The 15787-nt window shown below is 55.9% G+C and carries 4 protein-coding genes; 1 reads left to right on the top strand and 3 read right to left on the bottom strand.

Features of this window, described 5'->3' with window-relative positions:
- Window positions 1-28 precede the first annotated feature (28 nt).
- The 3 genes from J1C59_RS16010 to J1C59_RS16000 all read right to left on the bottom strand — a co-directional run bounded on the left by J1C59_RS16010 (window position 29) and on the right by J1C59_RS16000 (window position 14283).
- Window positions 29-1288 (bottom strand): TolC family outer membrane protein, encoded by a 1260-nt coding sequence (locus J1C59_RS16010; protein WP_242281338.1) that lies wholly within the window; start codon window positions 1286-1288, stop codon window positions 29-31.
- 319 nt (window positions 1289-1607) lie between these two features.
- Window positions 1608-11996 (bottom strand): beta strand repeat-containing protein, encoded by a 10389-nt coding sequence (locus J1C59_RS16005; protein WP_140917040.1) that lies wholly within the window; start codon window positions 11994-11996, stop codon window positions 1608-1610.
- 1618 nt (window positions 11997-13614) lie between these two features.
- Window positions 13615-14283, bottom strand: coding sequence for a YecA/YgfB family protein (locus J1C59_RS16000; RefSeq protein WP_128086355.1), 669 nt, complete (start codon window positions 14281-14283; stop codon window positions 13615-13617).
- 236 nt (window positions 14284-14519) lie between these two features.
- Here J1C59_RS16000 and J1C59_RS15995 point away from each other — a divergent pair, with 236 nt between their 5' ends.
- Entirely contained in the window at window positions 14520-15776 is a 1257-nt protein-coding gene (locus J1C59_RS15995) for a serine hydrolase domain-containing protein (RefSeq protein ID WP_422615476.1), read from the top strand.
- Window positions 15777-15787 lie beyond the last annotated feature (11 nt).

Genomic DNA, 15787 nt, shown 5'->3' with positions numbered 1-15787 from the left:
TATCATTTTCTCTTTATTGCTGACCGTATTACGGCGCGATACGCAGTCCCTGAATATCCTGATTATTTAAATTAAACGCCTCGCGAGCCATGCCGGTCACCACCAGATAATTCAGTGAGGCGGCCCAGAGATCACTGCGGGCATTAATTAAATCCTGCTGAGCGCGACTTATTTCCTGTTCGGCATTGAGTAAGTCGAGTACGTTACGGTTACCCAGTGAGAGATATTGCTCCCGATACAGGGCGCGTGTTTCCCTGATGGTTTTCATCCGGCTCGTCAGCAGGCTGATATTTTTCTGTAGTCCCTTTACACTCTGAAAATAATTTCTCTGCTGATCGCTGATCTCCAGTTTTTTACTGGCGATGGTGGTTCTGGCTGCTTCCAGCGCGCTGGCACTGGCACTTTCCTGCGCCACCAATGCGCCACCCTGATAAAGCGTGCTGTTGACGGAAAGATAAACATTCTGGTACTGGCTGTGGCGCTGATAATTCGCGATGTCGCCAATATACTTATTGGTGTTGGCTTCCAGTGACAGGGTAGGGTAACGCTGTGCTTTGTAATTGCGTAACTCGGCCAGCGCCACGGCGGCATCCGCCTGCGCGACCAGAATCGTCGGGTTACGGTTCAGATCGATCCGGCCGTTCTGACGCTCAATCAGCGGCAGCAGGGAGGCGGGTGCAGAGATTTTTTCCTCAGCTACCGGCTGTCCCAGCAGAGATTGCAGATGATATTTCTGCTGTTGCAGTTTGATTTCCCGATCCAGCTGCTCAGCCTGGGCGGCCTCAACGCGCGCCTCGGCCTGAACCGGGTCCACACGGGTACTGGCGCCGGCATCGGCCCGTAACTGCGTCAGCGCCAGAATATCGCGCAGGGCTTTTACCTCTTTTTTCGCATTATCGAGCAGCTGGGTTGAACGATAGACCTCGTTCAGCGCCAGTGCCGTCTGTTCAATGATGGTGTCAATCTGCTGCAGGACGGTGGCCTGCTGACGCAGGTATTTCGCGCTGGCCTGATCGACCGCGCTGCCGGTTTTACCGAAGTCATAGAGCATCTGGGAGAGGCCGACGGTGGCGATATGGCCGCTGCCCTCATCCTGCTGACGACCGGTCGTAATACCGGCTTTGATCGCAGGCAGATAGCCTGCTTTCGCGGCATCAATCGTGAATCCTGACGACGCCAGCGCCGAAATGCTGCTGCTGATGGCGGGATGATGGCTGACCGCCATCTGAATGGCCGCCTGCCAGTCTGCGGGAAAACGATCGCGCTTCGCTGGCTCGGTGGGCTGCATATCAATTTCAGCCGGATTAATTTTTAAATCACTGGCCAGGGAGGCGCTGCTCGCAGGTAATTTGCCGGGGTCCGGCGTTTTCGTAAAAACACCCCAGAATCCTGAAGGCGCTTCATTAATTGCAGGCTCGCCGCCGGTGAAGGCTTTTTTATCGGCAGCAAACGCAGAATAAGTGATGAGAATACAGTGCAAAGTAATGATTATTTTTTTCATATCATAAATGGATAAATATAATGGCGTTGTAAAAGGGCACGTTGGGCGCACTCAGAAAGAGCAGGCTGGCAGAAATAGCCCAGCCTGCTTTTAACCCGGAATATAATTATCCGATTGTTACATGGTCCTCGATATATATCTGTGCCACGGAGCCATCGGCGGCAGAACTGACGTAATGGTTGTAATTAATCCCATTTGCGACTACTCCATCCGCCTGTTGCCAGTTACCGTTCAGCGTAACCGTATCGCCATTTTCGCCTCTGACATATAACGTATTATCGTTATCGGTGACTTTCAGAACGCTTTCTGCACTGACGACCAGGTTATCCTTTTCGGCATCCTTCAGCAGATCGATGGTTTCGATATTGCTGACCCTGGCCGAGATATCACTGAGATTCAGTGCGCCCGTACCATGCCACGCCAGCGTATCGTTGCCCTCTGCACCGTTGACAGAGATGAAGTCGGTGTCATAGACCTCGAAAACATCTGCGCCACTGGTGCCGGTGAAGGTAATGGCACCGCCCGCACTGCCGTCAACATCCACGCCCAGGTTGAAGCTCAGAGACCCGTTGCTGCCGTCAGACAACGTGTAGGTGAAGGTGTCCGTGTTACCACTATGGGCGTAGGCATCATCCACAACGTAGCTGTAGTGCCCCGCGTCATCGATAACCAGTGTGCCATAAGCGCCTTTAAAGCTCAGGGCATCGTCGGTGATCGCCGCGGTTTCACCATTCTGACTCACCGAGACCACGGTGAGATCGGCGGAGGCGTCCATGACAGAACCGTTCAGATGCTCTGTGACTTCGTTGAAGTGCAGATCCTGCTGAACATAGAGCCGGATAGCCGTACCATCGAGCGCCGTACTGGTGTAGAGGGTGTAAGTAATGTTATTCAGCGTTTCAGTGCCGTTAACCGCCCACACACCCTGCAGTGACAGGGAGTCGTTACTGCCGCCCCTGACATACAGCACATGACTCTCATCCGTGATCTTTTCAATATCGTCGGCACTGATCAGCAGCGTTGTCGCCTTACCGTTATCCTGCAAATCCAGGATTTCGATATTGCTCACTTTGTCAGCGATGTCACTGAGGTTCAGACTGCCTGCACCATTCCAGACCAGCGTATCCTGCCCCGATTTACCATCCACCGAGGTGAAATGGGTGTCGTAAATCGTGAAGGTGTCATCGCCAACGGTACCGGCAAAGGTCAGCGCACCGCCTTCCGCACCATCCACAGAAACGCCTAATGTCATCACCAGATTTTTGACGGTGCCATCCGCCAGAATGTAGGTGAAGGCATCTTCGCTGCCGGCAAGTTTGATGACCGAATCACTGTTCAGTGTATAGGTGTAGCTGCCATCAGTTTTGATCGTCAGCGAGCCGTAGGTCCCCGCAATGGTGGTGCCTGCGTCTGTCACCAGCGCATAGTTTGCGGCGCCGCTTACAATACCGGCGGTGATTGATTTCACCAGCAGTGAACTCTCACCGGCGCTGTCGCTGGCAAAGATCGAACCGTTGACGCTGGTGCTGTGGGTGACTTTATAGTCGGTGGTGCTGACGATGTTTACCGAGATGTTCACGGTAAGCTCGTCATAGACGGTTGACCACAGGAAGCCAGGGTGTCCGGACTGCGTGGTGTCGACCACAATCCGATAGGTTCCGGCTTTCTGACCGCTCAGTGAAACACTCAGCGGACTGCCGCTGGTGACCATCTCAAGGTTGCTGCTCACGGTGTCCCAGCGCAGCGTCTGCGTGTTGTAAATCTGCAACGACCAGTTTACATACACGGCGTTGCTGGCATCGATCGACGCCCCGCTGACACTGACGTTGATCTCCTGCAAATCGCTGATGCTGTTTATCGTGAAGCTTTCACTGGTAACGCTGTCAGACTGGGTCTTCATCGTGGTGGTCTGCGCCACGCTGTCGCTGAGCAGCGTCACGTCGCCCGTCACATCCGCCGCATTATGTTCAGATGCGGTTTCGATGTTGCTCTGCGTAATGTGGCGATCAACATAGAGGTTGACTGTCTGACCTTCGGCGGTGGTGCCCACGTAATGGATGTAATCCACATTGTTGACCACTTCACTGCCTGACTGGGTCCAGCGACCGGAAAGCGTCAGCTGATCGGCGCTATCCCCTTTTACAAACAGTGTGTTGCTGTCATCGGTAATGCTCGCCACGCTTTGCGCCGAGACCACCAGATTCGTCACGACGTTATCATCCGCCAGTTCGATCTCTTCGATGTTGCTGAGTTTCGCCTGCAGATCGCTGAGCGTAAGCGTGCCATTAGCGTGCCACACCAGGGTATCCAGACCTTCGCCCCCATCAATGTGAGCAAAACTGTTGTCCGTTATGTGGAAGATATCGCCTTTTTCTGTTCCCGTTATATCCTGGGATGTCGTGACGTAATACTCCGTGCCATCCTGACTATCCTGATAGGTAGCGGAAGAGAGGCTGAGGCCCTTCTGCACAAAGATATCGACAACCGTATCGTCAGCAGTGGTGCTGGTGTAGTGCGTGTAGGTGACGCTGTCGACAATGACCGTTCCGCTGTTAATCCAGGTGCCTTCCAGCGTGACTTTGTCGCCAGCCATCCCTTTGATGAACAGTGTATTACTTTCACTGCTGACCGTTTCCACACTCTGCGCATTCAACACCAGATTATCGCTGCTGGTGGTCGAACTCAGCATGATTGCCTCAATGTTGCTGATTTTCGCCGCAACATCGCTTAACACCAGCTGACCGTTACCGTGCCATGCCAGCGTATCGTAGCCCGCAGCACCGTCGGCGGAGACAAAACTGATGTCATAGATATCAAAGACATCGTTCGCTTCCGTACCCTGGAAGACCAGAGCGCCACCGCTGCTGCCGTTCACTTCCACGCCCAGATGGATCGTGACCGTGGCGTTGACGACTTCACCATTGGCACCTTTCAGTGCATACGTGAAGACATCGACAGAGCCGGCTGGCAGTGAGTCAGTTGCAGGGGTATAGGTGTAGGCCCCGTTGTTATAGAGCACCAGGGTGCCATACTGCCCAGCGATAGAGACACCACTTTCCGTCACCCAGGTATAGCTGTCATCAATGGCCACATCGCTGGTGTTGTCACCGGCTTTGGCATAGATGCGGGTATAGATGGAGCTCAGTTTATCCACCTCACCGTCAGTTCCTTCGTCGGTCAGGAAGTTACCGGTTGCCACCTCATTTGCCGTGATCACATAGTGCGTCGGGCTGACGGTTTCTAACGCCACATTCATCAGCACGTTGTTGGCCGCACCCGTGGTCGAAACGGCCAGACGATAGGTACCCGCGCCCAGACCAGTCAGAAGCGTCGTGACATCCACGTTCTGAATGACTTCTGAGTTGTGCTCACCCGCGGCCACGACGGCAGTCTGGGTTTTCACCGTGGTCCATGTGCCATCACTGTTCTGCATCTGCACTTCATAAGTGATGTTCAGCGGCACTTTGAAATTATTGCCGAACACGCCCCATTCCGTTTTTAACGTCAGCGAACCGCTAGTCAGGTCGTCTGAACCCGCCAGGGTAAAGGTCGAGCTGTAGTTCTGCGTGCCGCCTGCGACCAGCTTAACGTCCGCATCGGAAACCGTTGAGGACTCATATGTCACGATGACGCTGGCGTTGGCCTCATCACTGGACGCAATGTCCGTGACGGCTTCCGCTGTCGGATCTGTCGCATTCCAGCTCAGCGTCAGCGCATTATTGGTGGTGCCAATCTGCACATGCAGTTGTGCTGTCGAGCTCTGGCCCGTAACGGTGTCAGTAATGGTATAGGTAAACGAATCGACCTTACCGATGCTGTCCATTGAAGAGACAGGGGTATAGACGTAGCTGCCATCAGAATGGATCTCCAGGGTGCCATACTGCCCGGTCAGCGTTGCAGATGGGGTGCTGGCACTCATCGTGACGCTGGCGCCCGTGCCATCAGTGGTGGCAACACCCACCGCCGTGACCGAGGTATAAGCAGGATGCGGGATACCATCCGAACCATAGACGCTGTCGGCATCGGTGATCACATTACCAATTGCTGTGGTGTAGTGGGTTGGGGTGCCCTGTTCCGCCAGTTTATAGACGATTTTAGATGCATCCAGCTTAAAGCTGGCCCCGACATTCAGTCCATTGGTGTTGTAAACCAGCCGATACTGGCCCGCCGTCAGTCCGGATAAAGTGATGGAGGAGGTCGACGCGCCCAGTCCAAACATACCAAACAGGTTGCCGCTATTGTCTTCCGTCACGGTGACCCAGGTGCTGGTTGAGTAGTCATACTTCTGCAGTTCCAGCGTCGAGTTACTGGCGACGTTCAGGAATGACGAGGAGGTTGCCGTCACGCTGAGATCCATAATGGTGCCATCGGCCACCGCAATCGGATCACTGACGATTTTATTGTTCAGTGCGACGATGCCGCCGTCATTCAGTACGGTTCCCAGATCCTGAGTGACTTCAACCGGATAGGTAAATCCGATGGCAGCACCAGAGCTGACGTTGTCGGATGCTGACAGAACCACTTCCTGCACAGTGAGATCCAGCGTATCAGATGGCGCACTGCTGTTGCCTGCGGTGTCTGAAACGGTAAAGGTCACTTCATGGCTGCCATCATACAGTCCGTCAGTGGTGGTCAGGCTCCAGCTGCCATCTTCGCTGACGGTGGTTTTACCAACAATCTGACCTTTGTCGTACATTGTGACGGTCGCGCCAGGTTCAAGATCGCCGCCGCTGAAGGTGAGGATATTATCGCTCTGGGTATCAGCTGGATTAACCTGCTCACCCGCTTCATCGGTGATCACGACCTGACTGATGTCCACGCCCTCTGGTGCCACTGAATCCAGGAGATAACTTTTCGTGGCTGATTCGCCACTGCTGTTACCTGCCGCATCGACTGCCTCAAACGTAAAGCTGTGTTCACCCTCGGTGAGTGCGTCGGACGGTGTGAATGACCAGCTACCATCCTCTGATACTTCGGCTTCACCCAGAACGGCGCCGTTATCGCGAACAATGACAGTCGTTCCAGCTTCCAGGCCGGAGGCACTGAAGGTTGGCGTGGGATCGTTCATTTCGCCACCAGCGACAAAGGCGTTGCCCGCATCGTCAGAGACCGTGACATCGTCAACATCGATCAGCTCTGGCGCAATTGTATCGATAGACACATTTACGGTATCGCTGATGGTGTCGCCTGCCGCATCGGTAACGGTCACGACGAATGCGTGGCTGCCCTCAGCCAGTGCGGTTTCGGGGGTAAAGCGCCAGCTTCCATCTTCCGCAACCACAACGCTGCCCAGTACGGTTTCACCATCACTGATTGTGACGGTTAAGCCTGGCGTCTGGCCCTGAGCGCTGAAGGTTAGCGTGTTATGGTTGGTGATATCGCCATCAGCAATCACATTACCCTGCTCGTCAGTAATGACAACGCCTGTGTTGATCCCTTTGGTGGTGGAGATTGAGAGATCCAGCACTGCGGATTTGCCGCTGCTGTTGCCGACCGGATCGATGACTTCAAACGTGAACTGGTGCTTGCCATCTTCCAGTGAATCCGGCGGTGTAAAGGACCAGCTTCCATCTTCATTAACATGGCTTTCACCTAAGACGGTTTCACCGTCCCGAATGACAACAGTCGCTCCCGGTTCAAGTGCTGTGCCATTAAAGTTCGGGGCGTTTTCTGCCGTTATACCTTCATGGGTAATAGCGTTACCGTCATGATCGATGATGTTTACATTGTTGATATCAACGCCTTCCGGTGGCGTCGTGTCGATGGTGACGCTGAAGATGCCGTTGGCAGTGACGCCATCTGGAGCGGTCACGGTGACCTGGATGTCATGCTGACCATCGCTCAATGCTGTGTCCGGTGTATAGCTCCAGTTGCCATCTTCACCGACCGTCAGGCTGGTGAGTGATGACGCGCCGTCCGTGATGACGATGGTCGTTCCCGGTTCGAACCCTTTGCCGATGAATGTCGGCGTGCTGTCGCGGGTTGTTGTGCCATCAGCAATCGCGGTTCCGTTGTCATCAACGATCTCCATCGTTGGCGCAAAGGTTTTGCCATTGTCCTCGTCGTCAGTGTTGCTGCCATTGCTGTCGCCGGTGCCAGATCCAGCATTGCTGCCGTTGCCGTTGCCGTTGCTGTCGCCGTCGTCGGTGCCGGTGTTGCTGCCGTTGCTGTCGCCGTCGCCGGTGCCGGTGTTGCTGCCGGAACTGTCGCCGTCGCCGGAACCGGTGTTGCTGCCGTTGCTGTCGCCGTCGCCGGTGCCGGTGTTGCTGCCGGCGTTGTCGCCGTCGCCAGAGCCGGTGTTGCTGTCGAAACTGTCGCCGTCGCCAGAACCGGTGTTGCTGCCGTTGCTGTCGCCGTCGCCGGAACCGGTGTTGCTGTCGTTGCTGCCGTTGCTGTCGCCGTCGCCGGTGCCGGTGCTGCTGCCGGAACTGTCGCCGTTGCCGGTGCCGGTGTTGCTGCCAGAGTTGTCGCCGTTGCCGGTGCCAGCATTGCTGCCGGAATTGTCACCGTTGCCGGAGCCGGTATTGCTACCGTTGCTGTCGCCGTCGCCGGTGCCGGTGTTGCTGCCGTTGCTGTCGCCGTCGCCGGTGCCGGTGTTGCTGCCGGCGTTGTCGCCGTCGCCAGAGCCGGTGTTGCTGCCGGAGTTGTCGCCGTTGCCGGTGCCAGTGCCAGTATTGCTGCCGGAGTTGTCGCCGTTGCCGGTGCCAGCATTGCTGCCGCCGTTTCCGGAGCCAGTATTGCTGCCGGAGTTGTCACCGTTGCCGGAACCAGTGTTGCTGCCGTTGCTGTCGCCGTTACCGGAGCCAGTGTTGCTGCCGGAGCTGTCGCCGTTGCCGGAACCAGTGTTGCTGCCGTTGCTGTCGCCGTTACCGGAGCCAGCGTTGCTGCCGGAGTTGTCGCCGTTGCCGGAGCCGGTGTTGCTGCCGGAATTGTCGCCGTTGCCAGAGCCGGTGCCAGTATTGCTGCCGGAGTTGTCACCGTTGCCGGAGCCTGTGTTGCTGCCGGAGTTGTCACCGTTGCCAGAGCCGGTGCCAGCATTGCTGCCGGAGTTGTCGCCATTGCCAGAGCCGGTGCCGGTGCCAGTATTGCTGCCGGAGTTGTCACCGTTGCCGGAGCCAGTATTGCTGCCGGAGTTGTCGCCGTTGCCGGTGCCGGTGTTGCTGCCGGAGTTGTCGCCGTTGCCAGAGCCGGTGCCGGTGCCAGTATTGCTGCCGGAGTTGTCACCGTTACCGGTGCCTGTGTTGCTGTCGGAGCTGTCGCCGTTGCCGGAGCCGGTGTTGCTGCCGTTGCTGTCACCGTTGCCGGAGCCGGTGTTGCTGCCGTTGCTGTCACCGTTGCCGGAGCCGGTGTTGCTGCCGTTGCTGTCACCGTTGCCGGAACCGGTGTTGCTGCCTGAGCTGTCGCCGTCGCCAGAGCCGGTGTTGCTGCCGGAGCTGTCGCCGTTACCTGAACCAGCGTTGCTGCCGGAGTTGTCACCGTTGCCAGAGCCGGTGCCAGCATTGCTGCCGGAGTTGTCGCCATTGCCAGAGCCGGTGCCGGTGCCAGTATTGCTGCCGGAGTTGTCACCGTTGCCGGTGCCGGTGTTGCTGCCGGAGTTGTCACCATTGCCGGTGCCAGCATTGCTGTCGCCGTCGCCAGAGTTGGTGTTGCTGCCGGAGTTGTCGCCGTTGCCAGAGCCGGTGCCGGTGCCGGTGCCAGTATTGCTGCCGTTGCTGTCGCCGTTGCCAGATCCAGCGTTGCTGCTGTTGCTGTCACCGTTGCCAGATCCAGCGTTGCTGCCGTTGCTGTCACCGTTGCCGGAACCGGTGTTGCTGCCGGAGTTGTCACCATTGCCGGAACCAGCATTGCTGCCGTTGCTGTCGTCGGTGCCAGAACCAGCGTTGCTGCCGGAGTTGTCGCCGTTGCCGGAGCCGGTATTGCTGCCGGAGTTATCACCGTTGCCGGAGCCTGTGCCAGCATTGCTGCCGGAATTGTCGCCGTCGCCAGAGCCGGTGTTGCTGCCGGAGCTGTCGCCGTTACCGGAGCCGGTGTTGCTGTCGGAGCTGTCGCCGTTGCCGGAGCCAGCGTTGCTGCCGGAGTTGTCACCGTTGCCAGAGCCGGTGCCAGCATTGCTGCCGGAGTTGTCACCGTCGCCAGAGCCGGTGTTGCTGCCGTTGCTGTCGCCGTTGCCGGAACCGGTGTTGCTGCCTGAGCTGTCGCCGTTGCCGGTGCCGGTGTTGCTGCCGGAGTTGTCGCCGTCGCCGGAGCCGGTGTTGCTGCCGGAGTTGTCGCCGTTGCCGGAGCCGGTGTTGCTGCCGGAGTTATCGCCGTTGCCGGAACCGGTGTTGCTGCCGTTGCCGGTGCCGGAGTTGTCACCGTTGCCGTTGCCAGATCCAGCGTTGCTGCTGGAATTGTCGCCGTCGCCAGAGCCGGTGTTGCTGCCGGAACTGTCACCGTTGCCGGAACCGGTGTTGCTGCCGGAATTGCCACCGTTGCCGGAGCCAGCGTTGCTGCCGTTGCTGTCTCCGTTGCCAGAGCCGGTGCCAGTATTGCTGCCGGAGTTGTCACCGTTGCCGGTGCCGGTGTTGCTGCCGTTGCTGTCGCCGCTGCCGGAACCAGCGTTGCTGCCGTTGCCGGTGCCGGTGTTGCTGCCGGAGTTGTCACCATTGCCGGTGCCAGCATTGCTGCCGTTGCTGCCGCCGTTACCGGAGCCGGTATTGCTGCCGTTGCTGTCGCCGTTACCGGAGCCGGTGTTGCTGCCGGAGTTGTCGCTGCTGCCGGAACCAGTGTTGCTGCCGTTGCTGTCGTTGGTGCCAGAACCAGCATTGCTGCCGTTGCTGCCGCCGTTACCGGAGCCAGCGTTGCTGCCGGAGCTGTCGCCGTTGCCGCTGCCGGTGCCAGTATTGCTGTCGGAGTTGTCACCATTGCCGGAACCAGCGTTGCTGCCGTTGCCGGTGCCAGCGTTGCTGCCGGAGTTGTCACCATTGCCGGTGCCAGCATTGCTGCCGTTGCTGCCGCCGTTACCGGAGCCAGCGTTGCTGCCGGAGCTGTCGCCGTTGCCGCTGCCGGTGCCATTATTGCTGCCGGAGTTGTCACCATTGCCGGTGCCAGTATTGCTGCCGGAGTTGTCACCATTGCCGGTGCCAGCATTGCTGCCGTTGCTGCCGCCGTTACCGGAGCCAGCGTTGCTGCCGGAGCTGTCGCCATTACCGGAGCCGGTGTTGCTGTTGGAGCTGTCGCCATTACCGGAGCCGGTGTTGCTGTTGGAGCTGTCGCCGTTGCCGGAACCAGTGTTGCTGCCGGAGTTATCACCATTGCCGGAGCCAGCGTTGCTGCCGGAGTTGTCACCATTGCCGGTGCTAGCATTGCTGCCGTTGCTGTCGCCGTTGCCAGAACCAGCGTTGCTGCCATTGCTGTCGCCGTTGCCGGAATTGTCGCCGTCGCCAGAGCCGGTGTTGCTGCCGGAGCTGTCACCGTTGCTGTCGCCGTTGCCAGATCCAGCGTTGCTGCCGTTGCTGTCACCGTTGCCGGAACCGGTGTTGCTGCCGGAATTGTCACCGTTGCCGGTACCAGCGTTGCTGCCGGAGTTGTCACCGTTGCCGGTGCCAGCATTGCTGCTGGAGTTATCGCCGTTGCCAGATCCCGCATTGCTGCCGGCGTTGTCGCCATTACCGGAGCCAGCGTTGTTGCCAGAATTATCCGGTACCGTACTGGTGTTATCGGCAGAGCTGACGGTGACGTCGACAGAATTGCTGGCAGGTTTGCCAGTAGAATCAGTGCCGTTCACGACCAGCGTGTGCTTGCCGTCGGACAGTGAGCTATCAGGGGTGAAGCTCCAGTGGCCGTTCGCATCCGCAGTCGTTTCGCCGATCACTGTTTCGCCATCCAGAATCGCGACAGTCGATCCTGGCTTCATGCCACTGCCGCTGATTGTTGGGGTGCTCTGAGTGGTGCTGCCATCCGTTACAGGATTACCTGTTGCATCTGAAATCGATGGCGTTGTGTCAGGTGCAGTAGTGGCGGCGTTATGATCTTCATTCGCTGCCGGAGCTCTGCGATTTCTGGAGGAGGATTTGCTACCCGAGTTCGTTGCTGCGGCCACACCAACCAGACCGGCCAGACCACCTACAACGCCCGCCGCGATATGCACATTGTCTGCAACGGAGTTACTAGCCGTGCCTGAAGCAAGTTCGTATACGCCATTAGCGGCATCATAGTCATAGGCATAAATCGCACCATCCGGACCTGAAGCCGTTATAACCGGCATTTCCTCCGGGCTGACGTTCTGAATTACCACGTCAAACTGCTCACCCGTGACGTCATCGACCAGTTTAACGTCGAGGTCACCGTGAGCGTTGGATGCCACGATCTTGTGGGGAGGCTGCCCATCATCACTATGGACCTCATACGAGGCGGCCTGTGGCGATGCCTGTAATGTCAGCGGCTGCCCGGGTTGTAAATTTTGTTTAGCAATGATGTTGCCATTACTATCTTTAACGAGTAATTGAATTTTCATTTTTCACCAATTGATGTCGAAATGAACCCTGTGTTTAATGAGTTAGTGTGTGTTGAATTAAGTAGGTGAGATCTTTTGGATTAGTTAACTAACCTCCAGAGGATGGCTGATAAAGTCATGCAAGCGATTTGTTATTAATGAAACAGATTTACTCTTCTGGTTTTGAACGATGATTCTCATTCTGCACTGCATTTAATAATGAAATTGAGATTTGCTCTTAACGCATCTTCAGGCTGATTCACTTTTTCATACTGCTTTTTTGGCAGCATTACTTCTGAATGTTGATGTCACCTGAACGTTAAGCTATGTCATTTTTATAATGGTTAATCCTCTTGTCTGAACTGATTTTTCTGAATGTTAAGTGGCTATTTTTATAATAGAGTCTGAATCGATCGGGATTCTTGCAAATAAAAACTTAAAAGGGAATTGAGCGGCGTTATGCGATTTTTTCACGGTTCTTTTGTTCTGTCTGAATTGCTTTTATTGATTTTTAATTTCTTTTTTATTTATTTTTTTAGGTTTTTTTTGTGTAGGCGTGGTTTTTTTCAGGCTGAAATTCTGGTCGGGCAGATTCTTTTGCTACGTTTCGGAGGGAACAGGGCGTGCTGCATAACTCGTTCAGGCTGGCTTTGATTTACTTAAGTCAAATCATGGGCTTGTTGATCTTTTGTTGATCGTTTTTGCCTGCTTTTCTTTGATGTTCAGGCGCTGGGTTGTTAATTTTTATTTGATTTTTTATTAACGTAAATAAAGCATGGGTATTCTTTTAGAAATGAAAAGTTAGCCTGAATTTTATCAATAAGTGCACTCTGAGGTGACCTTGTCAATAAGCGCGAACAAATTCACATTTTGTGATGGTTGTTAAGTTTCAGTTGGTTTGAGGGATGGATGAGTCGTTTATGATAACCGTTGTATCTACTTGATGGGGTGCTTTGTCTGGCTTAATATGCGGACGATTTTTTTATTTTAATCTTCTTGTGTCAGTCCGTCCTGATCATAAGGTCTTTTTCAAGGCGTTTGTCTTATTCGTTATCAGTGGCTTAGGCATGTCGGTATCGCCTGTCCTGATTGAAAAAATACTTGCTGGATCGTTGGTCTGTCATGCGTGATCTGAGAAGTGGCATGGTAAAGAGGCGGGCAGGCATTAACAAAAAAATCATCTTTTTATGCTTATTTTTAATCACCTTCCTTCTCACCGCGTCAGTTCTGATAAGTCTTCATCCGGTTTTGTCTTCACTTAATTCGGGTTGCTGTCGACCCTACGTGTGGTGGGGTCTGTTTTAGCGTAACGGCTGACTCATTATTGGGAGCAACACAGACGACAGGCGCGAGGCAAAGAGGAGATCGGCTGGCTGTTCATGTCCGGAAGTGGATTCGGTCATGATCCGGAGGTTGCGACGCTGGCGAGAGTGCGTTATCGGAATTGTGCAGACGGAGTGATGCTCGTCAGCAGGCGATAACTGGGTGGAGAAAGCCCGGCTTCAGCCAGGCATGTTTTGTTGTTCAGGGGTGTCACAAGGTGTCAGCGAGGCGTGCGGTCAGGGCGGGAACCCCAGAAAAGCATCGTCATTTTAAAACCTGCCAGGCACTCATCCGCCCGGCAGCTCGGCACGTTTAATCAGTGCAGGCAGCACTGCTTATATTTTTTACCGCTGCCGCACGGGCAGGGATCGTTGCGACCTGGCATTTTCTCTGCCGACACGGGCTTCTGCGGAACAGGAATGGCTTCAGGCTGAGAGATCCAGTGATCGTGCAGCGCCAGGGCTGCCGGGCGGATCGCCTCAATGCTGGCTTCCATCTCTTCCGGTGTCAGGGCGTCGATTCTGTCGAGGTTCTCTTCCGTGCCGTGCAGGGCGATGGCGTCCAGCGCAGGCTGCAGGTCAGGCGGCAGACCAGACCAGTCGCTTAGCGAGACACCGCGCATGTAGCCAAAGCACCACTCTTCAACCACGGTAAACTCCAGACCCTCCATCTCGCGGATGCCAAACAGCGGTTCGAACTGCTCCGGGAATTCCGATAAGCGGTCAGCCACGTCATTCATATGCTGGAAGCAGAGCGACATAAAGCGGGTCATTTCCCGCTCATTGCTCCATTTGGGAATATGCTTCTCGCCACCCCAGAGCGCGACCAGCCACTGGCTGGGTTCGATGGTCACGGGGCCAGAGAGGACGGCAGTCAGCAGACCATCCAGCTCGGAGACATCAATAATTGACGCTTCGCTGCCATATTTTTCCAGCATATCTTCCAGCCATTGCAGCTCTTTTTCGGACAGTGGGCCTTCTTTCATGCGGTTGCCTCCCGGGCGTATCAAATTTCAGCGTGGCGTTGAGCCATAAAACCGCAGCAGTGTACACCCTTGCGGGCCACAAGACAGCTAACCCCGTTGCGGCGTCTCTGGCGGTTAAACCGTATTTAGCCCCTGTTTCCGGCCGTTAAGCAGGCGATAGCCCGCTGCACTTTGTGGTACATTTTTGCGCTACCGCCCGCCTGTTACGTGCTTTACCGCGTTAAGTTTATGTTTAAATGATGAAAAATGGATTTACTGTCTGCCAGGCGGATGCCGACTGCGTTGAGGGGGCTGCTTCTCGCCGCCACCGGGCCACCTGCGTGCTCAGGCTGTTGACGCCGATCATCCTCTTCCTGCTGGCAGGCTGCGGCACCCTGTCGCAGACCTCTGCGCCGGTAAGCGATCGTGTTTATCTTACGCATGCCACCTTTGACGAAAACGTCGATGACATCGTGCAGCACTACATGCAGCAGAAGCAGGTTCCCGGGATCAGCATTGCGGTCATCCATCATGATGGTCCGACGCGCTTTTACCCCTTTGGCGTCACCGACCGGGTGCATCGCCACCCGATCACGCCGGATACCCTGTTTGCGCTGGGATCGCTGAGTAAAGGCATCACGGCAGAGGTGATCATCCAGCTGGTGGAGCAGGGCAGGCTGCGCTGGAGTGATACTCTGGCGGATCTGTTGCCAGAGAACGTAAGGCTCAGCGCGGATGCGCGGCGCATCACGTTGCTGCAGCTGGTGACGCATACCTCCGGTCTGCCGCGTCAGGATATGGATCTGCCGATGCTGGCGCAGTTTATCGGTTACCTGGGCACCGGCGAGAACTTCTATGGCAATCTCGACAGCGACACGCTGCTGAGCTATCTGGCGGATTTCACCGCGCCAGCCGTACGCGTGCCGCACTACTCAAACCTGGGCTATGCGCTGCTCGGTTATATCCTGCGCACCCGTTTTCATCAGGATATTCAGGCGCAGGCCTCAGCGCTGATCTTCGCGCCGCTCAGGATGAATCAGAGCAGTTTTGTGCCGGAAACGCTGACGGGCTATCCGCTACGTGCGCTGGGACATGCCGGCGATCAGCCGAAATTCATCCGTCGCGGTTCGCTGACGCCCGACTGGCATTTCCACGGCAATATGGTGGCCGCGGCCAGTCTATACAGTAATGCGCGTGATCTCAGCGCCTATCTGCGCGCGCATCTGCGTGCTACCGGGGATACGGCGCGGGATCGTGCGTTCGCCGCGGTTGGGCAGGCCTGGTATCAGCAGGGTTCACAGACGCAGAATATTGCCTGGGTGACTGACACGGTCGACGGGCAGCAGATTACCTATCAGGTAGGTTACATCGGTGGTTACGCCAGCTTTATCGGCTACGATAAACGGAACGGTAATGCGATTGTGGTGCTGCAGAACGGCTTTAACTGGAGCAACTATTTAGGCATTGCGCTGTTGGTCGATCTGGCAACTCAGGATAAAGTGGTCTCACAGTAACCGGTTAGCTG

It is taken from the genome of Pantoea deleyi (genome assembly GCF_022647325.1).
Classification (GTDB): domain Bacteria; phylum Pseudomonadota; class Gammaproteobacteria; order Enterobacterales; family Enterobacteriaceae; genus Pantoea; species Pantoea deleyi.
The sequence above is the reverse complement of the archived record's forward strand: the minus strand, read 5'-3'. Positions and strand labels throughout refer to the sequence as shown.